At 60.1% G+C, this 26342-nt stretch carries 25 protein-coding genes; 12 read left to right on the forward strand and 13 right to left on the reverse strand.

Features of this window, described 5'->3' with window-relative positions; translation table 11 throughout:
* Nucleotides 1-220: 220 nt before the first annotated feature.
* Nucleotides 221-1267 (forward strand): fatty acid desaturase family protein, encoded by a 1047-nt coding sequence (locus Enr13x_RS31270; protein WP_197455481.1) that lies wholly within the window; start codon nt 221-223, stop codon nt 1265-1267.
* Nucleotides 1268-1403: 136 nt separating this feature from the next.
* Here the strand turns inward: Enr13x_RS31270 and Enr13x_RS31275 are convergent, their stop codons facing one another.
* The 3 genes from Enr13x_RS31275 to Enr13x_RS31285 all read right to left on the reverse strand — a co-directional run bounded on the left by Enr13x_RS31275 (nt 1404) and on the right by Enr13x_RS31285 (nt 4426).
* Nucleotides 1404-2462, reverse strand: a complete 1059-nt coding sequence (locus tag Enr13x_RS31275; RefSeq protein WP_145392789.1) for a prenyltransferase/squalene oxidase repeat-containing protein — start codon at nt 2460-2462, stop codon at nt 1404-1406.
* A gap of 45 nt (nt 2463-2507) precedes the next feature.
* Nucleotides 2508-3407: a bifunctional DNA-formamidopyrimidine glycosylase/DNA-(apurinic or apyrimidinic site) lyase gene (gene mutM, locus Enr13x_RS31280; RefSeq protein ID WP_145392790.1), complete on the reverse strand. Its 900-nt coding sequence runs from the start codon at nt 3405-3407 to the stop codon at nt 2508-2510.
* 107 nt (nt 3408-3514) lie between these two features.
* Nucleotides 3515-4426, reverse strand: coding sequence for a DUF429 domain-containing protein (locus Enr13x_RS31285; protein WP_145390858.1), 912 nt, complete (start codon nt 4424-4426; stop codon nt 3515-3517).
* A 90-nt stretch (nt 4427-4516) separates the two neighbouring features.
* On the opposite strand from Enr13x_RS31285, the gene trpB reads away from it, so the two are divergent.
* From trpB to Enr13x_RS31300, 3 genes are all read left to right on the forward strand, one after another.
* Nucleotides 4517-5740 (forward strand): tryptophan synthase subunit beta, encoded by a 1224-nt coding sequence (gene trpB / locus Enr13x_RS31290; protein ID WP_145390859.1) that lies wholly within the window; start codon nt 4517-4519, stop codon nt 5738-5740.
* Nucleotides 5741-5937: 197 nt separating this feature from the next.
* Nucleotides 5938-6246, forward strand: a complete 309-nt coding sequence (locus Enr13x_RS31295; RefSeq protein WP_145390860.1) for a hypothetical protein — start codon at nt 5938-5940, stop codon at nt 6244-6246.
* The gene (locus tag Enr13x_RS31300; RefSeq protein WP_145390861.1) at nt 6243-6944 is read left to right on the forward strand and encodes a metal-dependent hydrolase; all 702 of its coding nucleotides are present in this window, start codon (nt 6243-6245) and stop codon (nt 6942-6944) included. The genes Enr13x_RS31295 and Enr13x_RS31300 overlap by 4 nt, the downstream gene beginning before the upstream one ends.
* Nucleotides 6945-7481: 537 nt before the next feature.
* Here Enr13x_RS31300 and Enr13x_RS31305 read toward each other — a convergent pair.
* Nucleotides 7482-7802, reverse strand: coding sequence for a Rieske (2Fe-2S) protein (locus Enr13x_RS31305; RefSeq protein ID WP_145390862.1), 321 nt, complete (start codon nt 7800-7802; stop codon nt 7482-7484).
* Nucleotides 7803-7920: 118 nt separating this feature from the next.
* On the opposite strand from Enr13x_RS31305, the gene Enr13x_RS31310 reads away from it, so the two are divergent.
* Complete coding sequence (locus tag Enr13x_RS31310) at nt 7921-9756, forward strand: TIGR03960 family B12-binding radical SAM protein (RefSeq protein WP_145390863.1); 1836 nt, start codon at nt 7921-7923, stop codon at nt 9754-9756.
* 266 nt (nt 9757-10022) lie between these two features.
* Here Enr13x_RS31310 and Enr13x_RS31315 read toward each other — a convergent pair whose 3' ends face one another.
* Nucleotides 10023-10940: a cation diffusion facilitator family transporter gene (locus tag Enr13x_RS31315; RefSeq protein ID WP_197455482.1), complete on the reverse strand. Its 918-nt coding sequence runs from the start codon at nt 10938-10940 to the stop codon at nt 10023-10025.
* Nucleotides 10941-11124: 184 nt separating this feature from the next.
* Here Enr13x_RS31315 and Enr13x_RS31320 point away from each other — a divergent pair, with 184 nt between their 5' ends.
* Nucleotides 11125-13269 carry a fused MFS/spermidine synthase gene (locus tag Enr13x_RS31320; protein WP_145390865.1) on the forward strand — a complete coding sequence of 715 codons (2145 nt, stop codon included), beginning with the start codon at nt 11125-11127 and terminating at the stop codon, nt 13267-13269.
* A 298-nt stretch (nt 13270-13567) separates the two neighbouring features.
* On the opposite strand, the gene Enr13x_RS31325 is transcribed toward Enr13x_RS31320, so the two are convergent.
* The 3 genes from Enr13x_RS31325 to Enr13x_RS31335 all read right to left on the reverse strand — a co-directional run bounded on the left by Enr13x_RS31325 (nt 13568) and on the right by Enr13x_RS31335 (nt 15065).
* Nucleotides 13568-14074 (reverse strand): lactoylglutathione lyase family protein, encoded by a 507-nt coding sequence (locus tag Enr13x_RS31325; protein WP_145390866.1) that lies wholly within the window; start codon nt 14072-14074, stop codon nt 13568-13570.
* Between the two features lie 191 nt (nt 14075-14265).
* Entirely contained in the window at nt 14266-14664 is a 399-nt protein-coding gene (locus tag Enr13x_RS31330; RefSeq protein ID WP_145390867.1) for a hypothetical protein, read from the reverse strand.
* A gap of 191 nt (nt 14665-14855) precedes the next feature.
* The gene (locus tag Enr13x_RS31335) at nt 14856-15065 is read right to left on the reverse strand and encodes an addiction module protein (protein WP_145390868.1); all 210 of its coding nucleotides are present in this window, start codon (nt 15063-15065) and stop codon (nt 14856-14858) included.
* A 663-nt stretch (nt 15066-15728) separates the two neighbouring features.
* Between Enr13x_RS31335 and Enr13x_RS31340 the strand changes: the two genes are divergently transcribed.
* A complete protein-coding gene (locus Enr13x_RS31340) occupies nt 15729-16049 on the forward strand; it encodes a flagellar biosynthesis anti-sigma factor FlgM (protein ID WP_145390869.1) in 321 nt (106 codons plus the stop codon).
* Between the two features lie 206 nt (nt 16050-16255).
* A complete protein-coding gene (locus Enr13x_RS31345) occupies nt 16256-16804 on the forward strand; it encodes a Fur family transcriptional regulator (RefSeq protein ID WP_095740872.1) in 549 nt (182 codons plus the stop codon).
* A 154-nt stretch (nt 16805-16958) separates the two neighbouring features.
* On the opposite strand, the gene Enr13x_RS31350 is transcribed toward Enr13x_RS31345, so the two are convergent.
* Nucleotides 16959-17393: a hypothetical protein gene (locus tag Enr13x_RS31350; RefSeq protein ID WP_145390870.1), complete on the reverse strand. Its 435-nt coding sequence runs from the start codon at nt 17391-17393 to the stop codon at nt 16959-16961.
* A 157-nt stretch (nt 17394-17550) separates the two neighbouring features.
* Between Enr13x_RS31350 and Enr13x_RS31355 the strand changes: the two genes are divergently transcribed.
* Together Enr13x_RS31355 and Enr13x_RS31360 are read left to right on the forward strand one after the other, a co-directional pair.
* On the forward strand, nt 17551-18669 hold the full coding sequence (locus Enr13x_RS31355) for a tetratricopeptide repeat protein (RefSeq protein ID WP_145390871.1): 1119 nt from the start codon (nt 17551-17553) through the stop codon (nt 18667-18669).
* Nucleotides 18670-18947: 278 nt separating this feature from the next.
* Nucleotides 18948-19271: a hypothetical protein gene (locus Enr13x_RS31360; RefSeq protein WP_231743885.1), complete on the forward strand. Its 324-nt coding sequence runs from the start codon at nt 18948-18950 to the stop codon at nt 19269-19271.
* Between the two features lie 57 nt (nt 19272-19328).
* Here the strand turns inward: Enr13x_RS31360 and Enr13x_RS31365 are convergent, their stop codons facing one another.
* The 3 genes from Enr13x_RS31365 to Enr13x_RS31375 are packed head-to-tail and all read right to left on the reverse strand — an operon-like array spanning nt 19329 to nt 23329.
* Nucleotides 19329-20273 (reverse strand): CNNM domain-containing protein, encoded by a 945-nt coding sequence (locus Enr13x_RS31365; RefSeq protein ID WP_231743886.1) that lies wholly within the window; start codon nt 20271-20273, stop codon nt 19329-19331.
* Entirely contained in the window at nt 20270-21562 is a 1293-nt protein-coding gene (locus Enr13x_RS31370; protein WP_231743887.1) for a CNNM domain-containing protein, read from the reverse strand. Before Enr13x_RS31370 ends, Enr13x_RS31365 begins: the two co-directional genes overlap by 4 nt.
* Nucleotides 21563-23329 (reverse strand): ABC-2 transporter permease, encoded by a 1767-nt coding sequence (locus tag Enr13x_RS31375; RefSeq protein ID WP_145390872.1) that lies wholly within the window; start codon nt 23327-23329, stop codon nt 21563-21565.
* 254 nt (nt 23330-23583) lie between these two features.
* On the opposite strand from Enr13x_RS31375, the gene Enr13x_RS31380 reads away from it, so the two are divergent.
* Complete coding sequence (locus Enr13x_RS31380) at nt 23584-23778, forward strand: Flp family type IVb pilin (RefSeq protein WP_095740877.1); 195 nt, start codon at nt 23584-23586, stop codon at nt 23776-23778.
* A gap of 176 nt (nt 23779-23954) precedes the next feature.
* The gene (locus tag Enr13x_RS31385; protein ID WP_145390873.1) at nt 23955-24869 is read left to right on the forward strand and encodes an NAD-dependent epimerase/dehydratase family protein; all 915 of its coding nucleotides are present in this window, start codon (nt 23955-23957) and stop codon (nt 24867-24869) included.
* Between the two features lie 634 nt (nt 24870-25503).
* Here the strand turns inward: Enr13x_RS31385 and Enr13x_RS31390 are convergent.
* Nucleotides 25504-26322 carry a DUF4465 domain-containing protein gene (locus tag Enr13x_RS31390; RefSeq protein ID WP_145390874.1) on the reverse strand — a complete coding sequence of 273 codons (819 nt, stop codon included), beginning with the start codon at nt 26320-26322 and terminating at the stop codon, nt 25504-25506.
* Between the last annotated feature and the right edge of the window lie 20 nt (nt 26323-26342).

A 26342-nucleotide genomic window follows, 5' to 3' on the forward strand; every position in this document is an offset into this window, starting at 1 on the left:
CACGCCCGGTGGTCAAGGCAACCACATCGAAACAATCCGCACGAAACAAATCATCACATCGACGACACGGCATCGCCCAGTTTGACAGGGCGCGAAAAACATTCGGCGCTGCATGGCCAAGTTCGTCTCTACAACGGTGCAGCGATCGCCTACGCTACCGGCTTCACCTGGACGCGGACCTTCCGAAGGCAGCGGCCAGACCGACCAGCCGGAGACGTTGATGGATGCTTGTTCAGAGCACTGGGTGCATGAGTCGAAAGTCGCCTTGCGCGACGCCGATGTCGATTTCTTTCGCGTTTCATCATGGATCTACTGGCGAGACTTTTTGTTCAGCATCGCGTTGGCGTACACCGCGGCGGCTGTCTATCTGACCGCGGAAGCCTGGTCGGTCTACCAAGTCGTCGCGTTTCCGATCGCTGTGTTTTGGCTGTACCGCGCCGGATCACTGGTTCATGAAGTCGCCCATTTGGGCGAACATGAAATGCGTGCGTACAAGGTCGCATGGAATCTGATCGCCGGCGTGATGATGCTGGCCCCTTCGCCGTTCTTTTCGGCACACCACCGCGATCATCATACGCACCGCCTGTACGGAACGAAGCAAGACCCCGAATACATCGTCAATTGTTTCCGACGCGGCAACTGGACCAGCATGTTCGGCTACGCGCTGCTGGTATTGGTGTTTCCAATCATCGTGACCGTGCGGTTCATCATCACACCGCTTACGTTCTTGCATCCCAAGCTACGGACGTTTGTATTGACCCGTTGCTCATCGCTGATGATGAATCCTTACTACGTGCGACGGGTTTCCAAGGCCGATCGGCGCCGCATCACGGCGGTCGAGATACTCACGTGCATCCGCGCCACGTTGATTCCGGCGCTCGTGTTGTTGGGCATCCATCAATGGACGCGGATTCCGATGCTCTACTCGCTCGGCATCAGCGTCCTGTTGCTCAATCAACTACGCTTGCTCGCCGATCATCATTTCGAAAGCGACGGAACGAAGATGACGCCGTCGGATCACATGCACGATTCCTGCAATTTCACCGGCCGCGATTTCTTCACGTGGCTGCTGTATCCGTTTTCGATTCGCTTTCACGCGCTGCATCATCTGTTTCCGTCGCTGCCGTATCACAATTTGCGAGCGGCGGATCAGTACCTGATGCAAACCCTGCCAGCCGACTCGCCCTACCGCGATTTGCAACAGTCCAGCTGGTTCGCGGTCGCCCGAAAGACCCTCGCACGAAAGCCGCAACCGTCGCCAATTTGACAGTGAACGGCGGGCGTTTCCGCAGTACGACGGCCCTTCCGGGCCGTCGTCTGTTGGACTCTGCGCGACGACCTGGAAAGGACGTCGTACAACGATCTGCGGGTTCCCGCTGCTATCGGTGCGATTGATTCGAACACTACCTCTGATAGATCGGCAGGTAGCCGTAATCCAACTGCAGCATGATCAGATTACACGCGGTCACATAGACCGGATGGATCTGGCCTTCCCAGTTCCCGTCGGGACGTTGCTGGCTGGTGATGCGTTCGTACAACTTGGTGCGAAACGGTTGCCACAATTCATCGCCCTGACGGTAGACCACTTGGCTGTAATACAGGTACGTGTAATGCCAGTGGCCGAACGCGCGGGCACCGTCGCTGATGCCGTGCAGTTCCTTCTTGGTGTACTCGAGCATTTCCGGGACATGCTCGCTGTCGTAATCGCCGGCGTTGTAGAGTGCCGCCAGGGCGGCGGCGGTGATCGCCGGTCGGCTGTTGCCGCGCTGACGGCTGCTGTAACTGATCCCGCCGTCCTTGTTCTTGCAGCCGTAAATGTATTCCTTGGCACGCTCGATCACGTCGCCGCTGACGGGGATGCCGGCGTTGCGGCAACCCCGCAGCCCTTGGACTTGAGTGATCGTCGTGGAGCCTTCATCAAAGTCGTTGCCCTCGGCCGCCGACACGTAGCCCCAACCGCCGGCCGCCGTTTGGGCATTGCCGCTGAACTCGACCGCTCGGGTCAGCACATCCACGATCTCGCGTCGGCGATCCAACAAGCCCTCTTCGCCGAGCACCTGTGACAAGAACAGCATCGCAAACCCATGCCCATAGGTGTAGCGCTGGTCGGTCGTGGGGTCGCCGATCAGCCCGTTGTCGCGGCTCTTGCTGATCAAGTAATCCGACGTCCTGGCGATCTCTTTGGCATACGGTCCCTGGGTGGTCGTCGATCCGCTGCCGATCATCGCCGTTCCGGCCAGCGCGGCCATGGCGGTCGGATAGACCTGGGTGTTCCAATGCCCACGCGAGGATTGCGTCCGCGCCAGCCAGGCCAACGCTTTTTGGGTCGCCGTTTCCCAAGAGGGGTTTCGGGCAGCCGCGTCACACGCCCGCGGTCCGATCAGCGACGCACCGAGCGAACCGCCGGCGGCGAGAAGGGCGGTGTTGCGAAACCAATCGCGGCGGTTGGATGAAATCGGCATCATGATTCCGAAAGGGGGAGGGTGGTGGCCCGTTTGACGCTCAGCCTACGATTGTACCGCCTCAGCCACCGATCGCGAAACTTCGATTTCTCCCACCGAGCCGTGTCGCCCCGTTTTCCGTTGGCAAATCGGGCAAAAAAATGTACTCCGTTGGCCCTGGACGATTCGGCGAATCTTTCCGACCGAGCAGCGACCGCACCCCAATCCGGCCCGATCGTAGACCCGATGGTAGTTTTGATAGCTGCCTTCGTTGTTCAGCGCGTTGCGATACGTCCCGTCCGACAGCGTGCTGCCCTCATGCTCGATCGCCTCCCCCAACACCAAACCGATCCCCGCATGAAGACGCTCCCACTGCGGCCGGCTCAGCTTGTCACAACGGGTGCGTGGATCGACCCCGGCGACGAACAGAATTTCGGCCGCGTACAAATTTCCGATCCCCGCCACGGCCGCCTGGTCCAGTAAAGCGACCTTGATCACGCGGCGACTGTGACGCAGATTTTCACGGAGCTGCTCCGCGGTGATCCGGGTCGCGTCAGGCCCCAACCGATCGCGGACGTCACGCCGCAATTGGTCCGCCGTCAGCAGTCGCACCGTGCCCAGCCCACGCCGATCCCAAAACAGCATCTCCGCAGCAGCATCGCCGTCGAGGATCAGCCGCAAACGCAGATGCTCCGGCCCCGGCGGATCGCTCAACAGCACCAGCCCCGTCATCCGCGGTTCGATCACGATCGCTTGCGCGTTTTCCAATTCAATGATCACGCGTTTGCCCAGCCGATCGATGCCGGTGATCCGCCGCCCGCGAACCCGCCGATCAAACGGTCCGATCGCGGGCTCAAACACAATCGGCTTGCGCTCGCAAGGCGGCCGCTCGGCGGCACGAATCCGCTGCCCCACGATCGGCGAGATCCCACGGCGCATCGTTTCAACTTCAGGCAATTCAGGCATCATCACTCCCTAAGTGGCGTAAGCTTCCAGCTTGCGTTCCCCGTGGCGTAAGCTTCCAGCTTGCGTTCCGCCCCCTACCAACGGCAAGCAGGATGCTTACCCCACGCCTAACAATACACAAACCCTTCGCGAGCATAGCGCGGGTGGGTCTGGATCGCAGCATGATCGGCTCTGGCGAACCCCAACCAGGCCCCCAGGCCGGCCAGCACCGCGTCGAGCGCGTCGCCGCCGGGATCGTTCATGATCACGCGTCGCCGATGCGCCGAAATGTCGACGTACTGCGAGACCGCTTTCAAGATTGTTCGCCGCGTCCGCTTGTGTGTCGCCTCGGGTGGCTTTCCGCCGGACTGCTTGTAGCGTTGGTGCGGCAATTCCAATCGCTTCAACGTCGACGACGGGCAGGCTTCGACCAGGATCGAGGATGCCGTGCCGCGGTTCGCCTTGGCATATTGAAACGGCAACACGACGACACTTGGTCTCTCGGCCAGCTCCGCCAGCACATCGCGCATGCCGTGAAACGTCTGATAGATGATCCGGTAGTGATAACAATCAAACGGCGTTTGGGTTTCCCGGTCCGTGGTGCGGCGAACATGCTTGGTTCCCAGCGCACGCTCGGTCGTCTCGACCAGCGATAACCCAAACTGCTTGGCCGAACCGTCGAACTCGCTGGCATGCGACAATTGGTCCCGCCAATCGCCGATCGCCAGTTCGATCGGCAATCCGAACGGAAAATCACAGCCCCAAAACGTTTTCGGTTGTGATGCAATGCGGTCGACCAGGTAGCGATTGACTTGATCGCGGTCGTCGCCGCCGGCCAGCCGCCCCAGGGGCTGCAGGGACACCAGTCGAAAACGGGCCGAGCGATTGGCCAGACGCGACGAGGCGGGGGCGGCCAGCGGTAGCGGAACCGGGGCGGAAAGCTCGGCGATCCAAGCCGTTTTTCCGGACTCGGCGGCGCCGCTGAAATCCACACCGATCACCGTCCGCGTCGCCGCCTCGGCAATTCGGCGGAATCGCATCAGGCTGGGTTTCGTCGCGTTGACCAACTTGGACGGCCGGGTGAAGATGATGAAGTGACTATGGAAGCATACCTTTTTGGCAAACCTACGATGAGCAGTGCTCCTTCCCAACAGCCCGCGACGGCGGCGGTCCCCGATGCGAAAGGCCGATTCGGCGAATTCGGCGGCCGATTCGTCCCCGAAACCCTGACCCGCGCACTCGATCAATTGGCCGAAGAATACGAACTGGCCAAGAAAGATCCGGAGTTCCAGCGGGAACTGGACGGATTGCTGAAAACGTTCGTCGGTCGCCCCAGCCCGTTTTACCACGCCCGTCGCCTCTCTGAAGCCGCCGGCGGGGCCCAGATTTGGCTCAAACGCGAGGACCTGAATCACACCGGGGCGCACAAGATCAACAACACGCTCGGACAGGCGCTGCTGACGCTGCGGATGGGAAAAACTCGCGTGATCGCCGAAACCGGCGCCGGCCAACACGGCGTCGCCAGCGCGACCGCCTGTGCACACTTCGGATTGCCCTGCACGGTCTACATGGGCGCCGAAGACATTCGTCGACAAAAACCCAACGTGTTCAGCATGCGGCTGATGGGTGCGACGATCAGCCCCGTCGAATCCGGCTCGCGAACCCTTCGCGATGCCGTCAACGAAGCGATGCGCGATTGGATGTCCTCGGTCGAGCACACGCACTACATCATCGGCAGTGTGATCGGCCCGCACCCGTTTCCGATGATGGTCCGCGATTTCCAAGCCGTCATCGGACGCGAAACACGTGACCAATCGCTGGACGTGTTCGGCAAGCTGCCCGATTGCGTGGTCGCCTGTGTCGGCGGCGGCAGCAATGCGGCCGGCATGTTCTATCCGTTCATCGAAGACGAGGGCGTGCGATTGGTCGGCGTCGAAGCCGGTGGCCGTGGCAGCAACCCCGGCGACCATGCCGCCCCCATGTCCTTCGGATCGCCCGGCGTGCTGCACGGCAGTTACAGCTACGTGATGCAAGACGAAGACGGCCAAACCTGTGACGTGCACAGCATGAGTGCCGGTCTGGACTACCCCGGCGTCGGCCCCGAACACAGCTACTGGAAAGACACCGGCCGCGTCGACTACATCCAGTGCGGTGACGCCGATGCGATGGACGCCTTCGACAAACTCGCCCGCAGCGAAGGCATCATCGCCGCCCTGGAAACCAGTCACGCACTGGCCAAAGCGATGAAGCTGGCCGCCGAGATGCCCACAACCGAAAACCTGGTCGTCTGCCTGTCCGGCCGCGGTGACAAGGACGCCATGGAAATCGCACGACTCCGCGGTGAAGATTTTTGATCCGACATCGCAACCGCTGAAGATGTTATTCTTTCTAAACTCCGCTGGAACGCCCAACTGGGCGGTTCATCACAACAGCGAGCCGATACCGTCAATCTCCTGCGCACGCTCGCAGATTCGCTTGACATGGAATACCTACATCGACACGTGGGAGAACACAGCGAAACGCTCACCGAACTTCTCGCCGAGGTTCATCCATGAACAAAGCCCATCGCATCTCGGGAACCAAACTCGAAGACCGCATCGCCGCGGAAACCGAAGCCGGACGCGAATCCCTGCGAGTCTGGCGGAACATCTGGCGCAACATGACCGGCGAGCAACGGATCGCGAAAGCATTCCAATTGACCGAAGAAGTCAGACAGGTCATGCGGGCCGGCATTCGCAGCCGGAATCCCGAGGCCAGCGAAGCACAAATTCAGCACCTGTACGTCAATCAACTGCTGGCCGCTCACGGCACCTCCCTCGAACACATTAAACATCAACAAAAGGAAGATCGAACTCGATGATCAAACTCACTTGGCTCTCACACGCAAGCTGGCTGATCGAAACCGCAGGCGCCCGGATTCTGCTGGATCCGTTTTTCACCGATAACCCCAAAGCTCAAGTCTCGGCCGATCAGTTCGCCGACGCCACCCATGTGCTCCTTTCCCACGGCCACGCCGATCACGTCGGCGACGTCGCCGCGGTGCTCAAACACTCCGGCGCCCAGCTGATCGCGACTTGGGAGATCGCCGAATGGTTCAAAAAGAACCACGGTTTCGAAAACGTCGTCGCCATGAACGTCGGCGGCAACGTCGCGCTCGGTGACGGAACCGCCAAAATGGTCCCCGCCCTGCACAGCAGCAGCCTGCCGGACGGTTCTTACGGCGGATCGGCGGCAGGATTCCTGCTGAAATTCGAAACCTTCCGCATCTATTTCGCCTGCGACACCGCCTATTACAGCGACATGAAATGGTACGCCGGCGGAGCCGATGTGGCCGTGCTGCCGATCGGGGACGTGTTCACCATGGGCATCCACGACAGCATCGAAGCGATCAAATTGATCGAACCCAAAGTGGTGCTGCCGACCCACTACAACACCTGGCCGCCGATCGAACAAGACGCCGCGGCCTGGGCCAACCACGTCATCGCCGAAACGGATTCCAAACCCGTCGTCCTCAAAGTCGGCGAATCCCACACGCTCGAATTGGTCCGAGGCTTGTAAGACCAGTGGGAGAGGCTTCCAGCCTGTCAAATCAGAGGGGCTGAATCGCAGTCACCCTCCCGCACAGAGGGCGTGCAGTTTTCAAAGTCACCCTCCTGGCAGGAGGGTCGAGCGCAGCGAGGGGAGGTCGATTGCTTGAATGCAGGATTTGGCGACCGATTTAGATTCTCTCCCTCTGGGTGAGACGGCGTTTGCGCAGCAAGCAAACGCAAGAGAGGGCCGGCGGCTCGCGGAAATCTTGGCGACTTCCGCTACGATCAACTCCGCCACTTTTCGACGTCACCTGGGAGAGTCGAGCGCACCCGAGGAGTGGGTTCTGTGCATGACCTGGGGCTCGCCTTTGTCCGGCAAAGTGAACACCGCGATTCACCGTTCGACCCTCCCCTCGCTGCGCTCGACCCTCCCGCACACGGGAGGGTGACTTCTTAAACACGGGAGGGTGACTTCTTAACTGGATGCGTATGCGGAGCGTCCGGGAGGGGACGCACGGGCGACCGTCGCTGAAAAACGACGCCTCACCGCTGCCCCGCGCCCCCCTCACTCCGTCTCGATCTCGCGGACCCAAACCTCATCGTCTTCGACCTTGACCTCGAAACAATCCGTTTTGACCCGCGGATTGTCTTCCCAGGTGCCATCGGCGATGCAGAATCGCCAGGCGTGCCAGGGGCACGTGACCGTGGTCCCCTCGACGTGCCCTTCGGCCAACGACGCCCCCATGTGGGGACACAGGTCGTCGATCGCGTGCCAGCTGCCGTCTTCCTGGCGAAACACGGCGACCATGCGGCCGTCAACGGGGACCGCTTTTCCGCGGCCGATCTCGAAATCGTCCACTTTGCCAACTGATTCAAATTCGCTCACAGCTCGGATGCACCTTGTCTTTTTCGGTTTCTCTTGCGTTGGTAGCCTTGTACCGACCACACTTTAGGCATTCCATTGAAGACTCACCACACCCGCACACGTGAATCGGCATTTCTGAATGATCAATCACCAGCGACGCAAACTACTTGAATCCCGCGTTTGGCCGCACGTTCAAACACCGGCCCAGTATGTCGGCGGCGAACGAAATATCGTTGTCAAAGACCATCGCGGCGTCCGCGGAAAACTGGCCGTCGGCTTTCCCGATGCCTACACGATCGGGATGAGCCATCACGGATTGCAGGTGCTCTACTCGCTGATGAACCGCCGCGACGACTGGTGTGCCGAACGCGTTTTCACCCCCTGGCCGGACATGGAGCAATTGCTCCGACAACACCAGATCCCCCTGTACACCCTGGAAACCTTCACCGCGCTGTCGGAATTTGACGTCGTCGGGCTCAGCCTGCAATACGAAATCAGCTCCCCGAACGTCTTGACGATGATCGACCTGGGCGGGATCCCACTGGAATCGGTCGACCGCACGATGAACGATCCGCTGCTGGTCGCCGGCGGACCGTGCTGCCAAAACCCCGAGCCCATGGCGGACTACTTTGACGTCATGATCACCGGCGACGGCGAACCCGCCCTGCCGACGATCTGCGACCTGTGGCTGGAGATCAAAGAGAGCTACCGCCGCAGCGATGGAACCTGGGCCGACGGCGAAGAAGGAAAACAGCAACGTAGCGACGCCCTGGCCAAAGTCGCCAACACGCTCGAGTACGCCTACGTGCCCCGGTTTTACCAACCGGTCTACAAGGACGGCCGCATCGCATCACTCGATCGCGTCCGTGACGACGTCCCCACGACCTTTGCCCCCAGTGTGATCAGCGACCTGGACGGAATCCCGCTGCCCACCGATCCGATCGTGCCGTACATCGAATGCGTTCACGACCGGATCGCACTGGAAATCATGCGCGGCTGCCCACACCTGTGCCGGTTCTGTCAAAGCACCGTCATCAAACGCCCGTTGCGAATCCGCGAAGTCGACACGATCGTCGATGCCGCCTGGGAAAGTTATCTGAACACCGGCCACAACGAAATCAGCATCCTCTCGCTCTCCAGCAGCGACTACCCGCATTTCGAACCGCTCGTCAAACGGCTGCACGAAGTCTTCAAACCGCTCGGCGTCAACATCAGCGTCCCCAGCTTGCGGGTCAACGATCAATTAAGATCGCTGCCCCAATTGATCGGCACCGATCGACGCAGCTCGTTGACCCTCGCCCCCGAAGTCGCGCGGGACGACATGCGCGAACAAATCCGCAAGAAGATCAAAAACAGCGACCTGATCGAGGGCTGCCGCAACGCGTTCCAGAACGGATTCGACAGCGTCAAACTGTACTTCATGTGTGGCCTGCCCGGCGAGCGACCGGTCGACCTGGACGGGATCGTCGATCTGGCCGAAACCATCGCCACGGTCGGCAAAGAAGTCAAAGGACGCTACGCACGCGTCACCGCCAGCGTGTCAAACTTTGTCCCCAAAGCCCACACGCCGTACCAATGGAACGGCATGCAAAGCCGCGAGTACTTCCACTGGGCGCACAAGTACATGTGGAGCCGCCGCAAAATCCGCAGCGTCAACATCAAGTGCCACAATGTGGAAACCAGCTTGCTCGAAGGCGTCCTCAGCCGCGGCGATCGACGCACCGGCAACGCCATCCGCCTGGCCTGGGAGCGCGGCGCGCGAATGGACGGCTGGACCGAACACCTGGATCCCGATCGGTGGTGGTCCGCCATCGAAGACGCCGGCATCGACGTCCAACGACAGGTCCACGAAAAATACGAACTGCTTGATAAATTGCCCTGGGACCACGTCAACGTCAAATTCGGTCGCGCCTACCTGGAAAAAGAACAAGGCCGGGCCACCGTCCAACTCCAAGCTCTCGCTGGCGCCACGTAACGAGGTTCCAGGTTTCAGGTCGATGATTTTGAACTGGGGCACCACGCCAAATTTCAAATCTGACATTTCAAATCTGACATGTGCTGACTCTAACGTTTTCTATGGATTGAATTTCAATTCACGTCACCCTCCCGTGTGGAGGTCGTGCAGTTTTTACAGCAACCCTCCTGGCAGGAGGGTCGAGCGTAGCGAGGGGAGGTCGAACGGTGAATCACGAGTTTTACTTCACCTGCCAGAGTCGCGTCCCGAGCAGCAAAGAGAACTCTTTACCCGTCCCACGGTTCGATATGCAGATGCACGTCCCTGACCCGGGGCATGTTTGCTAACAATCGATTCTTGACTTCGTGCCCGATGCGGTGGCCTTGATCGACGCTTAACTGGCCGTCGACTTGAACGTGGATCTCGATGAAATACTCCAGTCCGCTCTTGCGGACCCGCAGCTTTTCGATCTCTTTGACCTGATCGACATCCGCCGCGATGTCACGCACCTTCGCCACCGTTTCAGCGTCTGCCTGCTGGTCCATCAATTCGGCCGCGATCGCCAGAAACATTTTGGCACTGGTCATGATCAACACGCCGCAAACACAAAGTGCCGCGACGGGATCCACGAACGGTCCGAATCCGCCCAGATACGGCGCGGCAAACAAACTGATCGCGATCGCCCCCGAACCCAACGCGTCGCTGCGGTGATCCAACGCCGTGGCGCGAAGCGCTGCCGAATCGAGCCGCTTGGCCACCTGTGACGTGTACCGGAACACGACCTCCTTGATGACGGAGCAAACCGCCGCGATCACACCGGCCGACCAATGCGGAATCGTCGGTGCCGCAGAAAATCGACGGATCGTCTCGATCGTCAAGATCCCGGCCCCAAACATCACCAACAACGAAACGCCGAACCCCGCAATCGACTCGGCCTTGGTGTGCCCGTAGGGATGATCGTCGTCCTCTTCCTGCTCGGCGACGTGCAACGCCGCGCGAACGGCGACGGAACTGGTCACGTCCCCGATCGAGTTGACCGCGTCGGCGACCAATGCGGAACTTCGCAAAACCAGCCCGCCGGACAATTTGGCGACGACCAGCACAACATTGACGCTCAGCCCCCAGATCGCAGCACGCTTGGCGTCGATGTAAACACGATCGCGGACCGCGATCGATGCTTCGTCTCGTGGGGGACTGAGCGACACGCGAATGCGGAACCAGGAACGGTGGCGGGGAAGGATGTCAAAACGAAGGTCCTATAAGTTACCCGACTTTTTGTCCGCACGTCGATCACCCGGCTATCGGCGACCTAAGGTTTCGCGCCATTTCTATCGATTGCCACGCAATCCCTGAAATCCGAACGACGCATGAGGGAAATTTTTTTAAGCCATGTCCAAATCCATTAGCGGCCAACCGTCATCACCCTCACAAACCGAATCTGCCGGCACCGGTTCGGCGCACGGGCGGTCGATGATCTGGTTCGCCGCAACGATCCTGCTCGGCGCGTTCCTGGTCTTTCAAGTCCAACCGATCATCAGCAAGTGCGTGCTGCCCTGGTTCGGCGGCACCCCGGCGGTCTGGACGACGTGCATGCTGTTTTTCCAGCTCTTGTTGTTCGGCGGCTATCTGTATGCCCACGTGCTCCGTACGTACTGCAATCCGTTCGCCCAGGCCGTGATTCACTTGCTGCTGCTGAGCGCCGCGGCACTGGCGTTGCCCATCGAACCCTCCGATGCGTGGAAGCCGACCGGCAGCGAGACGCCGACGCTGTACCTGTTGTGGATGCTGGCCAGTCACGTCGGATTGCCGTACTTTGTTCTCTCCAGCACCGGACCGCTCGTCCAAGCCTGGCTCAGCTTTCACGACAACAGTGAACGCGTCTACCGGCTGTACGCCCTGTCCAACGCGGGATCGCTGTTCGCGCTGCTCAGCTATCCGTTCCTGTTTGAACCGGTGCTTTCGGTCTCGACACAATCCAGCATGTGGTCGCTGCTGTTCTGCCTGTTCGCGCTCGTCCAAGGTTACGTCGCGATCAGCTTGTTCCGCATCAACGACGACTCGATCCGTCCATCTCAAACAAGCCCATCGAACGACTCTCCCACGCCGGCACTCCCTTCGACTCCGATTTCCGCCAACATCCAAGCAGCATGGATCGCGCTGCCCGCGCTCGCCTCGGTGATGCTGCTAGTGGTCACCAACCACGTTTGCCAAGACATCGCCGTCGTGCCGTTTCTGTGGGTGCTTCCACTCAGCCTGTATCTGGCCAGCTTCATCGTTTGCTTTGATTCGCCACAGTGGTACCGTCCCAAGCCGATCGCCGCGGTCACGCTGGCCGCGCTGGCACTGATCCAAGGCAAGACACTGTTGCCGGGCAGCATCCAGTTGATCGCCGAAGCCTCCTGCTACATGCTGATGCTGTTCGGCGCATGCCTGCTATGCCACGGCGAAGTCGCCCGGCTGAAACCGGGAACCGATAAATTGACGAAGTATTACGCGATGCTGTCGGCCGGAGGCGCACTCGGTGGTGTGATCGTTGCGATCATCTGCCCGCTGCTATTGAACAATCACGCCGAACTGCCGTTCTTTGTCGCCCTGGTTACCGCGCTGACGTTCCTGTTGTTCTTCGCCTGCAAGACCTGGAATCGCACCGAATACGACTGGGCCGCCGCGGCGCGATTGAAGTACGGTGCGATCGTGTTGATGATCGCGCCCATCTTGACCATGGCGTTTGTTTCCAACAATCGAACCATCGCATCGCAGCGCAACTTCTTCGGCGTGCTGAAAGTCCGTGAAAAACCGCTCGGCACCTGCCTGGTCCACGGCAGCACCCTCCATGGGATGCAACGTTACGCTCCGAATCAATCTCAACCGACCACCTATTACGGATACGAAAGCGGAGTCGGCCACGTCATCAAAGAACTGCAGCAACAACATCCTTCGCTGCGGATCGGTATCGTCGGACTCGGTTGCGGCGTGCTGACCACCTACGGGCGCCCGACGGACCATTTCGATCTGATCGAAATCAACCCGGCGGTCATCGACATCGCCGATCGATACTTCACCTTCATGAAAGACTGTCCGTCCCGGATGACACGCCACCTCGGAGACGGCCGGCTGGTGCTGGAGCGGATGCCCGACGCCAAGTTTGACCTGCTCGTCCTCGACGCCTTCAGCAGCGACGCAATTCCCGCCCACCTGCTGACGCGCGAGTCGATGGCGCTGTACAAAAACCGATTGGCCAAAGGCGGGGTGTTGGCCGTGCACACGTCCAACAACCACCTGGAACTTTCACCGCTGGTTCACAACCTCAGCCGCGACGCGGAGCTGGAAAGTCGCATGCTCGAAGGCATCGGAGACGACTCGATCGGGACGACCCACTCGACCTGGATGATCATCGCCCAGCCGGGACACGCGATCTTCCAAGCCCCCGCGCTGGCCGCCGCCACGACAGCGACCGCCGACCAACTGCGTGACGCGCCCCTCTGGACCGACCAACATCACAACCTGGTCAGCGTGCTGAGACTCTGGCAATAACGGATCAAGCCAAGTCACCGTCCCCGGCTGGGAGGGTCGAGCAGTTCTGAAACTCCCCCTCCCTGGCAGCGAGGCGCGAGCCGTTTTTTAAAGTCACCCTCCCTGGCAGGGAGGGTCGAGCGCAGCGAGGGGAGGGTCGAGCGAGATGCCGCTTAAACACTTAGCAACGCGTTTTTGTTAGCGGCAGACGCGCAAGCCCTCCGGTCTTTCACGCCAAAGTAATCGGCACTGGGATCGCGCATCGCATCACGCCCCTCCGTTCGCACGATTGCAATCCCCCGGCCACAGCCCCGCGGCTTCAGTCCGAACCGCCTTGGTATGCACCGGCCGAATAGGTCAGTTCATAGCTGTGAGAATAGATTTCGATGATGTTTCCGAACGGGTCTTCACAGTAAACCATCCGGTAAGGCTTTTCGTCGGGATAGTACTCGCGGACGGGCATCCGCTGCTTCCCGCCATTTTCGACGATCTTCTTCGCCAGGCCCTCCACATCAGGGTCCTGGACGCAAAAGTGAAACACGCCGGTCTTCCAGTATTCAAAGTTGTTGTCCGGCTTCTGGGCATTCTCAAACTCGAACAGTTCGATGCCGACCCGGTCACCGGTGGCCAAGTGAGCGATTCGGAACCGCCCCCAACCCTGCCCGAACACATCGTCACACATCACTCCAATCGCGGAGTCATCGGAGACAATTTCCGTCGGGGGCATGATCACATACCATCCCAATGTTTTGGTGTAGAACTCGACGGCTTGATCCAGATCCGTGACCGAAATGCCGATGTGAGAAAACGTGCGGGGATAGGTCATGACAGGCTTTCAAAAGAGGGCCGGGTTGGTGAAGCAGCCGTTAGTCTTCAGATGCAACGGCACGCACTGTCCATTAGAGCGAATCACGTCACGCCGCTCCAACGCGACCGCAAATCAACCGTCGAAGCGAAAAGCAATTCGATGAAGCCCAACGACCGACGCCACCGGCGATGCCCTATTGCCAGTCACTTTTAAGGCTGAATCATGCCTTCGTCAATCAGAGTGACGAGTAGCGTAAGCTGCGAAAGTTGGATCTCAGTCCCCGTGGCGACGATGCGATTGGAACGCGCGTCAACGCCGATCGACAACCCGAGATTAACGGACCGTGTGAGTAGCCGCTCAAGTTTCGGCTGGATCGCGATGACGTCGTGGTTGGTGAAGAAATACGCGAACGATTTTTGCTTGTCTTGAGGTCCTGCCGCACGCTCCAATTCCTTCATTCTTTCCGTGAGAGCAGAAAGCTCCTTCTCAAGCGCGACGATGCGGTCATCGCCTGAAGGCTTGGTCTCTTGGGGCGTCTGCCCAATTGATGATGCAACGCCAAATGTTAGTGCGCACAGAAGCGTGCCTAAACATACGTACTTGAACATGAGGGGACGTCCCAAAGTTGACGAAGGAAAGAGATGCGCGACGAATATCACATACAGCAAAACGGATTATACGGCGGGCGAACATCACGATGTAAGCTTGGCAGCACGCCAACCGATCATCCGGCGGTGACGGTTCATCATCCACTTCAAAACGCCCGACTTCGCCGCTCAGTTGAATCAGATGGTAGCGTTCAGTCGCCATCAACCCGTCGCCAAACCTCGTCGGCGTCCATCGCGATTTCTGGGTTCAAAAGCAGTTCTTCGCGCCTGCGGGTCATCTCCGCCAGTTCGTCTTCGGGCAATGTCAAGGTCGCTGATGCCGCCAAGTCATCCCAAAGCTGGGTAACGATCGCGAGTTTTTGATCGGGCGCGAGTGCACGAAGTGATTCTTGAAGCGACATAGAACGATCCGTTTTAGAGGGTATTCCTGATATACCCTCAGCCAGGAAAATACGAAAACAGAATTCGAATACGGAGAAACCAACCCGGCCGCATGAGCCGCATTCATTCAGCCGGCGAACGCATTGCAATCAATCCGCGCATGCGGAGGAACGGGGATCCATCGGGCGTCAGAACGTTGTCACCCCTCGGGTGTGCCGGTCACAGGACCTGATTTGAACGGATCCTGCCAGACGGTGCCAGTTTCTCAGACCCAAGCGAAGTCGAGCTGGGTGGCGTCCGAAAACGGGTCTCCCGCAACGCTTGGTCAGAATCGACTTGCAATTCCCCCGGCCGCTTTGCTAACGTCGCTGCCAGTGTCTCGGGTTGGCCCCAAAAAGTTCACGAATGGACTCAACTGACGCGGATCGGCGCGCCGAAACCTATAACTGTTTCCGCTGCTCGCGCTTAGCAAAAGTCTCTTCAAAGCTGTACGGATTGCATCCTGGGACACGGATCGCGGCGCTGACGGTCGATGCGGAAATGACTAAACATCGGTGGGGGTTGCCCCATCGGTCCGGTCCGGCCTACGTCGCCCAAATCCCCTCATTGCTATCAACTGATCGATTTCTCCGGTCGGTTGTCAGTGATTGGGTAGTCCATTTTGTCTCCGGAGCATCGCTCAAATGCAGATTTACGGTCCCTATCGGGTTTCCACCACGCAATCCGCTTCCAACGTCCAGTCCACCTCGCAAGTCGATCGCGGCTCGGGTGCCTCCAAGCTCGACCAAGCCTCGTCGCCGGCGTCGGCCGGCCCGGTCGACCAGCTCGATCTTAGCCAGGCGGCCACCTCGGCCAATCGCGTCGAAGGCAACGCGTCGGTCGCCGGCGAAGGCATCCGATTTGAACGGGTCGCCGAACTGCGGCGGCAAATCGCCGACGGTTCCTATGACTCGCCCGAACGGATGGACGCGGCACTGGATCGATTTTTGGACCTGTTGGGTTGACGCCCTGACGGCTTGATACCGCTCCGCATCGTGACGCACCGCGTCGCCGACGGCTGAGATTCCGCAGCGGTCCGGGTCGCGCCGGCGAAGACAGCCATTGACCGGTCGTGTAGACTTCTAGATGACCGGACTCGTCGACACAGCGTTTCGAGAGGGTGCTCGCCCCGCGCTGACGGGCTGATGCTACGTTCTCTCTGACACGCACCATGGCTGAATTGTCGGACTCGACCTCCGAAACGGCGAACTCGAATTCCGAAACGGTTGCGACGAAGGTCGAGCCGTTGGAGGTTTCGCTTTCGCCCCAAGAACGGTTCAGCGAGTACCTGCAGTCGCGCGGGCTGCGGCAAACCAGCCAGCGTAAATTCTTGATCGACCAGGTGTTCAGCCAGCACGAGCATTTCGACGCCGAAGAGTTGATCGAACGGCTGCCACGGCGGGGGGAAGCGAACTATGTCAGTACCGCGACCGTCTACCGCACCTTGCGTGAATGTGTCGACGCCGGGCTGCTCAACAGTTTTCAACTCGACGGCCGCACCGTCTACGACCACGATTACGGCTACCCCCAGCACGACCACCTGTACTGCACACGGTGCCGAAAATTGCTGGAATTTCAAAGCGACGAACTGGTCGAAATTCGTGACCAAATGGCCGCCTTGCACGGTTTTCGCGTCGAATCCCACCGGATGATCATCAGCGGCGTGTGCCGTGAGTGCTCGCGGCGGCGACGCAAGAAACGCAAACAGGACCTCGTCTAGCCGAAGACGAGTGCTGCGTTGCAGCTAATTTTTCCGATTGTCCACGGAAAGGGGGGGGCAGGAAGAAGGTGGCGTAAGCTTCCAGCTTGCGTTTCACGTGTGAAACCAGACGGCAAGCTGGAAGCTTACCCCACTATTAATCCTCGACAAAGCACTAGGGTGCGATCTGTTTTAGGATCGCGGCGAACACGGCCTCGTTCTTGTCAAAATCTCGACTCTCGGCCTGCATCTGAACCATCAACACGTCCTCGCCGGTGGGGTCCCCGTCGGGCCGCAAGATCACGATCCGGCTGATGATCAAAAGATCCAAGTAGTAGAACCGCAGGTCCGTCACCGGCGTCTCGGCCGGCAGCACGTCCAAGGCGACATCTTCGCGTTCCAGGTCTTCGTAATCGGCCGCGATCGCCGCGACGATTTGCTCGATCAAACCCGGGACCTCGTCGGCCTTGGTCCGTTCGATCGAGAAAAACCCTCCCCCCGGGAAATCCAACGTCGCCCCCTGGTCCCCTTCCTCTTCGGCACGGTCCGCGACGGTCCAGTTGTCGGGGTAGAGAAAACGAAGTCCGAAAGAATCAAATTGAGCAGGCATCAAATTGGCGGGCAAATCAGGGGGCTGTAAAAGGCGCAATTGCAGTGCAACGCATTTCGCTGGTATTTGTGGTTCCTGTCAATGCGTCGAAGTCCCAAAAAAACATCCGCCGTCACGGTATCCCCCGACGTCGACCTTTTCCACCCAGCCTTGTCCGGTGACACGCGTGCGTTCGATCCACCGCCCCAACCCGACCCTCGCGGCGCCGCCGCGCGACACCGGCACCCGCCAGCGTGTGCGGGTCGGCCAACGCGGTGACGCATTTTTTGGCGGCAGGGCGAGAGCCCTCCGGTGTTTTGGCAAAGATGCGGAACCGGAGGGCTCGCGCCCTGCCGCTAACAACTTACGAAACACCGGAAAAAAATGCTTCACAGCGTTGCCGGTCGCCGTGGTGTTGCTGTCATGGCTGTGTTGCACCGCAGGCTGCCGTGCGATCCATGGGATTGGCGAAAGCCGACAATCGATCGCCGCGCGAAAGCTGTCACGCCAGGGGCTGCAGAAAATGAGGGTCGGCAAGTGGACCGACGCCGAACAATTGTTCGGCGAAGCCCTGGCCCTGTCGGACAAAGACGATCGGGCGCATCGCGGTCTGGCAGAAACCTATTGGAATCGGGGGCAACGGGTTTCGGCGATCGAGCACATGGAAAAGGCGGTCGCGTTGAGTGCGGGCGACCCGCGTTTGGTCGGCCGACTCGGCGAGATGTACCTGCAGGAAGGGCAGCTCGAAAAAGCGGTGACGCAAAGTGAAATCGCGTTGGCCTCCGAACGCAACTCCGCCGAAATCTGGACCCTCCGCGGCGATTGTCTGCGTCAGAAAGGGAACGAAGAGGAGGCGTTGGCGGCCTACCATCGCGCACTCGCCTTGCAGCCGGATTATATCGACGCCAAGTTGCATGTCGCCGAGCTGTATCTCAACGGCAATCAGTACGATCGCATCCTGGCAACGCTGGACCAGCTCGATCCGGTCGGCGACGAGTCCGCCGCGCCGACCCGGGTGCACATGCTGCGGGGAATCGCGATGCGGAATCTGAATCGCCCCGAACTGGCCGCCAAGCACTTTGCCAAGGCCGCCGAAAGCGACCCGCGACGCGCCGAACCACACCTGCAACTCGCGGCGATCGAACTCGAAAAGGGACGTCCCGACCAGGCCAGCCGATCGATCGCCCGTGCGTTCGAACTCGATCCGCAACTGGTCGAAACGAGCGGCTGGAACGCGTACCTGATGTCACCGGAACAGCTGGCGGCGCAGCAATCCGATGACGAGACGCGGCGCTGAGACGACCGATTGTGACGGTTGTCCGGTTCGCCGCGCCACAGCGACGCCCGTAATTGGAACCTAACGCGCAGGAACGGGTTTTCCCCTGGATCGGACGGGACGTTTTTTGGGCTCTTTGGACGCGTCACCCCCGCGAATGAACTACGGTTGAGTGACGAACTGCGCGGGACAGGGTGAATTCGACCACACGGCAACGTCGCCGATTCCGTCGTTACGGACATTCAACGGAATCCAAAACCCCAATCCGTCCACAGTCCTTTTTTGAACGAGAGCTCTTCATGTCGCTATTCAATGCCGCCAACGCAACGCCATCGAGTGATTTCGCTACTTCACCCATCGCACCGGGAGTGACGGGGCAGGGCACCGGTCAGGACCGATCACAAGGCAACGAGTCCGGTGGGTTTGTCGATCGACGTCGCGAAGGTGCGTCACAGGCGGGATCCGAGAGACGACAGTTCGGCAGCTCACACGACGGACTGTCCGACGCCGGACGCGAGTTGGCACTGGCGATCGACCAGTACAAACTGCAGCATCATCGCCGCTACATCACCTGTGACGAAATGCTGTTGGTGATCACCAGCCTCGGTTACACCAAGTCCTAGCGGGTGAGCAGACAACGGGTGCTTCGACACGGCAAGCACGATGCTTCCCCCACTTTGTTACTTGTTCATCGGTTGCAGCAGCTGACGTCGGGTGACGACGGAGCGGACCTCATCGTTGTCGTCGCATAACAGCGCGACTTCGCTGGCGACGTCATACAACTTCAGCAACGTCGTCAGGTGACGTTCGGACTGGCTGACTCGGATCACCGGTCGGATTTCCACCTGGGCTTTGCCGGTCGCCAACTCGGAGTACCGGAGGTAACCGACGATTTTCTTTTTCTGTTGGACCAACACGATCGGATGGTTCTGACGACGGGCCGCCGCGGCGGTGGCGACCTTGTCGATCGGCAACTCGACCGTGGCCAATCGTTCCAGCGGGACGGCGAACGAGACGGCCAGTTCGTTCCCCACGTCGAACAGTTGGCCGGCCAGTGAACGCTGGCCCGAGTGCAGGATGCCCGCTTCTTCCCCCGCGCGGAACAATTGCGTCAGCTCGCCGCGTGCCATCGCGACGGAGATTCGAAACGGCGTCTGGCCGGTCAACGCCCCCAGCGCGGCGGCCAGCACGCCCAACAGAATCGACACCGGCAGGAACAGCACTGTGGCCAACAACAACACCGGTCGCACCAGTGTCAAAAGCCGGTACGGGGCTTGAAAGAACCAATGCTTGGGCAGCAGTTCTCCGAACACAAAAACGACCGGCGTCATCAGGATCGGTCCGATCAGTTCGGCCGCAGAGGAGTCGCCGAAGAGTGCGATGACGGCCAGGACGATGGCGAAACTGGTCAGAAAGTTTGCCAAGTTGTTTCCGACCAGTGCCGTCGCGACGAACAACACGGGTCGATTCAAGACCCAAATCAGCGCCCGGGCGCTGCGTGAACCGTCCAAGCCGTCGAGCACCAACCGGGTTCGAGAGACGCGATACATTCCGGTTTCGCTGCCGCTGAAAAACGCGCTCAAGACGAGACCGAACAAGAACAGCACGATGGCGAAGAAGATCATCGGTAATCCCGTTCGTCTTGTGAAGGCGTTGCACCCGATCCCGATTGCCGCCGGACTTCGATTCGCAACGCCCCTTCCTGGTCTTCGACGACCGTCAACAGATAGTCTTCCAGCATGGCTTGATCACCCAGACGCGGCAAGCGTTCATTGTGCCGTTGGATGAACCCGGCGACCGTGGCCACCGATTCGTCGGGGATGGTGACGGCCAGTTGCTTGGCCAACTGACGCAGCGAGATGCCGCCGGCGACACGATACAAATCGGGCTCCAACTGCTCGATCGCGGCCGAATCCGTGTCTTCTTCGAATTGGTCATGCTCGGGCGCGAGCATCCGCCGAAAAATCCGGTCGATCGACAGCGCTCCGATCCCATCGCCGTATTCGTCGACCACGATCGCGACGCTCAGATCATTCTCATTCAACAGATCCAAGACACGCGCCACACGAGCGGACCAGGGGACATAGATCACCGGTTCCACCAGGTCTTCGAAATGATCGATCTGGCTCGGCCGCAACATTCGGACTCCCAGGGCACCGATCATCGTCTCGCCGGATTCATCGGTGATGATCGCGTAGCCGCCCGGCGGTGATTGGGCGAACAAGGTTTCTGCTTTGATCGGGGATTCGACCAAGTGCAAACGGCTGCGGGGACGCATCAACTCACTCGCCCGCGTTTCCGCGATGGCGACCAAATTCTGCAGCGCCAAACGCTCCCGCGCCAGCAGCGCGGCGTCGTCGGTGCCCAGTTCCACGGCGCGCTCGATGTCCGCCAAGTCGATTTCATTTTCGGGCTGAAACGACGGCCAAAGCAATCGACTGGCCAACAGGTTCGAGGTCTTGATGATCGGCAGCAACGGACTGACCAGCCGGACCGCCAAACCCAACGGCGGCGCGATCAACACCGACGTCTGCATCGGGGCCAACAACGCCAGACTCTTGGGCAACATCTCGCTGAAAAAAATGATCGCCAACAAACTCGCCGACGTGAACAACAGCGCCACGCTTGCCCCGGCATCCTCGGAGCCATCGAGTCGACTGGCGACGATCGAAGCGATCGCGAAGTAGGTCATGTTGATCAGCAGATTCCAAAACAGAATCGCCGACAGCAACTTGTCTGAATCGCTGAGCATCCGATCGGCGATCCGGCCGCCGACGCCACTGCGACGCAGTTGCCGGCGCTGTCGCAAGGTCAACGAGAACAGGGCCGCTTCGCTGCCGCTGAACAATGCACTCAGCAGAATCAAAACCGCCATCGGCACCAACCAGCCGACGTACTGCAACAGCTCGCTCAATCAGCCATTTCCCTCGGCCCCTCGATCGCGTTCGAGCGACACATCAAATTCGCTGAGAGCGGGGATCATCAACGCCGCAATCGTAAACCCGTAGCCCACCGCCATCGAAAAGAACACGAACAGGTGGTCGGTTTGCAACAGGAACTGAGTGATCGAATAAAACGTGATCAAGGGAAGCGTGAACGAGGCCAGGAAGATCGCCGAAGAGGGATTCCGCCAGCCCAGTGACGCGAACAACGCGGCACCGCCGCCGAGAATCATGACCAAAAACGGCGCCAGTTGCAGCTGAAACGCGCCCCGAAAACTGACCATGATCGTCATGCAGATGGCGATCCCGACGCAGAGAAAAAAGACCGTCCCTAAACTCGCCAGCGTCGCCGTCCGACCGGCCACATAGTTGAGCCCGGCGTGAATCCCCAGCATGCTGACGAACACGTACAAGATCGCCGCACCCAACATCGCGTAGACCATGTTTTCATACGTCATCACTCCGTTGGCGGCCAGAAACAGCAACAACGCCAGCGGCAACAGAATCATCTCCTTGCCGACATACAGCACCCCCAACAACTTGCCGAACACAAATTCGCGGGGACTTAAATCCGTGACCAACAACAGATCCAGCGCCAAACCGTCACGCTCTCCGGTGACCGCGTTGACGGCCAACGCATTGATCAACACCAAACTGACCACGCCGATCGCGGCGACGGGCAACGTCGCCGCCGGCAACGCGCGACCGATCCGGGCCGCCGGCTCATACGCGGTCCCGTTTTGCATCTGACCATAAATCACCGCCGCCCCCAGCAGAAACAGCAATCCGAACGCAAACCGAATCACAACGACTTTGCGACCATAGGCCCACGTGCGGACCTCGCGCCAGAGGATCGGGTTCTTCCAAACCTGCCGCGGCGCCCGGACTTTCCAGCTGCTCGGCGCCTGCCGGGTTTCCATCTCTTCGCTCGTCTCCGGCTCGGGTGCCTTCAGTCGCACTTCGCGGGACGGGTTCCAAACACGCACGCGGGCGACTCCGACGGCCAACACAACGACGGCCGCCACGAGCGTGGCGGCCGTGAACAACCAGACCCCCAGCGACGTCTGCGGCGACAGGCTTCCCAGCGGCGACGCCGCGGCGCCCAACGCACGCACGGGGCTGAGGGCCAACACCAGCACCTCCGGCAGCGTCAAGGACGCGATCGCGATCTCGCCGGCCCCCAACAACATCAGCAAGATCAACACCGTCAACGCGATCGCCTGGAACGTCTTCTCACGCCAGAGCCCGACCACGGTGCCGACCGAACCGGCAAAGACCACGGTCGCCGCGGTCACCAGAAAGACCGAGAACACCTGTCCGGGCGAAACGCCGCCCAACAGCGGCAGCACCAGGAACAGGGGCAACGCGGCAAGCAACATCGCCAGCGGCCCGAGCAACGTCGCGGCCAGCTTGCCGACGACGACCTCAAATCCACTCAGCCGCGTCATCAGCAACAACAACAGCGTCCGACGGTCTTTTTCCTGAGCCACGCTGGCCGCCGATCCCACCGCCGCCAGACTGGAGAGCACCAACAACTGGAGCGGGGCGAGCAGCAAAAACATCCAGCCGCCGAAACGTGCCGAATCGGACACCGTCGCCAACGACCGCGATCCGTCCAGCACCAGGTACCCGGTGCAAAGCAGCCCGAACAGCGCGATCAGGTACAAACCGCGGGCCAGATACGTCTTGGGACGCTTGGGAACCACGGTCGCCTCGCGATTGAATACTGGACCGATCATTTGAGCTTGAGTGGGAGGACGGAACTGGCACCAGGGTAAAACGCGGACAAGCCGATGACAACGTGCGATCCCAAAGCGTCCTCGACGCCGGGGAATCCGAAATGACGCTCCAATCCCTACCGCTTGAACCCAGCCATGCCGGTCAGGCACTGAAAAACTGTGCGTATTCGAAGTGATTACGCAGATTCCTGGCCTATGTTTCCTTGGCTGTGCCTTTTCCCCGAGAAAACCAACCAAAAAGATATATCCCCACCATGACCAACCAAGACCCACTCCCCGAGCGCCAGTCGCTGTGGCGGGATGAGGAGGGCACAACGGCAGTTGAATACGCCGTGATGCTCGCCCTGATCATCGCCGTCTGCGTCGGCTCGGTCGCCACCCTGACCACTGAAACCCAAAAAAGCTTCGACGCCTCTGGAGCCGCGATTTCCGGCGCCATGGGCAACTAAGCTCCACGCCCCCTCTCCTCCCAGCCTTCACCACGACCAACCGCCCCCGCCGGCGGCCGGAATGGATCCGCCGCACGCGCTCGAGGCGGTTGTTTGCTGCGCGGTTGCATGTTGCGATAGCATGTTGCGATCGAGCGATTGATCGCCCGATCCCCCTTCGTCACAGGCACTCTCTCATGCGCATCGCTCTCACCGGCGCCACCGGATTTCTGGGTCGCTACCTGATCCGCCGGCTTCTCAACGACGGCCACACGATCACGGCGTGGTACCGCACCCCACCGGCAACCGAACCTGAACCCCACCCCACCAGCTGGGTCCAAGGGGAACTCGGCGTCCTGAACCACGCCGAACAACTGGTCGAATCGGTCGATGCCGTCGTCCACGCCGGGCTGTTTCGCGGTGGAGACTCGTTCATGGACAGCGGCGACGACCCGCTCGAGTACTGGCAGCGCAACGCGACCGGATCGCTGCAATTACTCGACGCCGCCGAGCGGGCCGGCGTCAAACGATTCATTTTCGTGTCCTCGGGCACCGTCCACGACACCGTGCTGCCGGACCGCCCGCTTGATGAAACCCACCCCTTGCTGCCGTCGACGCTGTACGGGGCCTACAAGGCATCGGTCGAAACCCTGGTACACCACTACGGCGCCAGCGGAAAACTGCTCGCCGCCACCGTCCGCCCGCCATCGATTTATGGCCTTGCCGACCCCGCTCAAGACTCACGCTGGTTCGACCTGGTTGCCCAGGTCTGCGCCGGAAACGACGTCCAGGCCAACGGCGGCAGCAAAGCCGTCCACGCCGACGACATCGCCAAAGCCGTGTCACTGTTGCTCGACCAAGACGACGCGATCGCCGGCCAAACCTACAACTGCTGTGACCGGATGATCAGCGATTTTGAAGTCGCGACGATCGCCAAACGCCTCACCGGCAGTGCCTCCAACATCAGCGGCCAAGCCAAGACCGCCAAACACGAAATCGTCACCGAGAAACTGCAAGCCCTGGGCATGCGATTCGGAGGCACCGAGTTGCTCGAGCAAACGATCGCCGAGTTGGTTGCGGCGATTCGACAGGCCGCAAGCGGTCCGGTTTGAAATCTGCCTAGCCATCGGTGAGCCGCTGGCCGTAAGGCCAATGCCGCCAAATTGAGAAACGAGCATGAACCGCCATGGCTCCCCTCTCCCCCGATTCCTGGCGAGCCTAAGCGAGTCAGGAATCGGGGGAGAGGGGCTGGGGGTGAGGGGGATTCCAGTCCGAAGTGTCGCATACGAGCAGAGAAGACCCGAAGGCGATACTTGATCGACTAAGCGGTGAAACCCGACAACAATCACGCCTCAAAATGATCGGCGGTTTAGCACGTCAATCGATGTGAAGCGTGTCAATGCTGAGCCCCTCTCCCCCAGCCCCTCTCCCCCGAACAAGCCTCTCCTAGTCGCAAAGTTTTCGCTTTTTAGAATCGCTTGTCGCACACGATCAATCCGAATCAACGAAGAGGCTTGTTCGTGGGAGAGGGGAGCCATTTTGGGGTAAGTGGCCCCTCGATTTAGCGGCATTGGGCTCGCGCCCTGCCGCTAACAGAAAGCACCCGGACTGCTCTCCAGTAGGTGAAATCGCCTGTCCGCCACCGGCAGACACGCTGCCGGCCCCCGGGAGCCCCAATCCGATAAATCCAATCGGCTCCCCAGCCCAGCCAAGATGCAGACGCCCCCGTTTCGCCTGCCCGGCGATTTAACGCCGGCGTCGCAAGGTGCAAACGCCTCCGACGAGCGCCAAGAATCCAAACGCGGTCGGCTCGGGAATCGCCGTGACGGAGTACTGCAAATTATCGATGAACAGATACGTCGGGGTGTTGATTCCGTACTGTCCCACGTCACTCGACTGGAACGTCAGATCGATCGAACGCGCGTTTCCGAGCGCCGTCAGGTCTTCGTTGACCTGCCACGTGTTGACGATGTAATCCTGGCTGTCGTCGGCGAACGTGTAATCGGCCAAATCCAAGGTCACCGTTCCCGTTGCGGCGCCGGTCGCGTTCAAGTCGCTGTAGCCGGTCAGGGTCACACGAAAGAAGTCGGACTCGGATCCACTGCCACCGCCGAACTCCTTCGCGTACGCGTCTCCGTCACGCATCGAGAGATAGGGGTACGTCCCGTTGGTCCAATCGACGCTTTCGATCAAGGCGCCCGTCGGCAGATTGATCGTCGCACCGGAACCGAACGCCAGCGCGTACGTCTGACCGCCCACGGATCCGCCGGCGCCGTCGCTGCCGCCACCGGTGATCGCGGAATGCTCGTTGGTGAACCCCGGCGTCGCCGTGTCGGTGGTGTTGCTGTACGCCCAACCGCCCCAAGACCCAACCCAGGTGGTTTGATTGCTGAACTCAACCCCGTCAACGGTCCACGGATCATGGTTGATCTGTGACGTGTCGCCTTTGTAATACGATTCGGACGTGGTCAACAGGTTCTCAAACGTCACGATTTCGGCGCCGGCGATCGAACAGAGCGAGCCGGCGGCGAACAGGGCAAACAGAAATGGGCGAGAGACATTCATGGTGAAACGATTTCGTTGTT

It is taken from the genome of Stieleria neptunia, from assembly GCF_007754155.1.
In the GTDB taxonomy this organism is placed as follows: domain Bacteria; phylum Planctomycetota; class Planctomycetia; order Pirellulales; family Pirellulaceae; genus Stieleria; species Stieleria neptunia.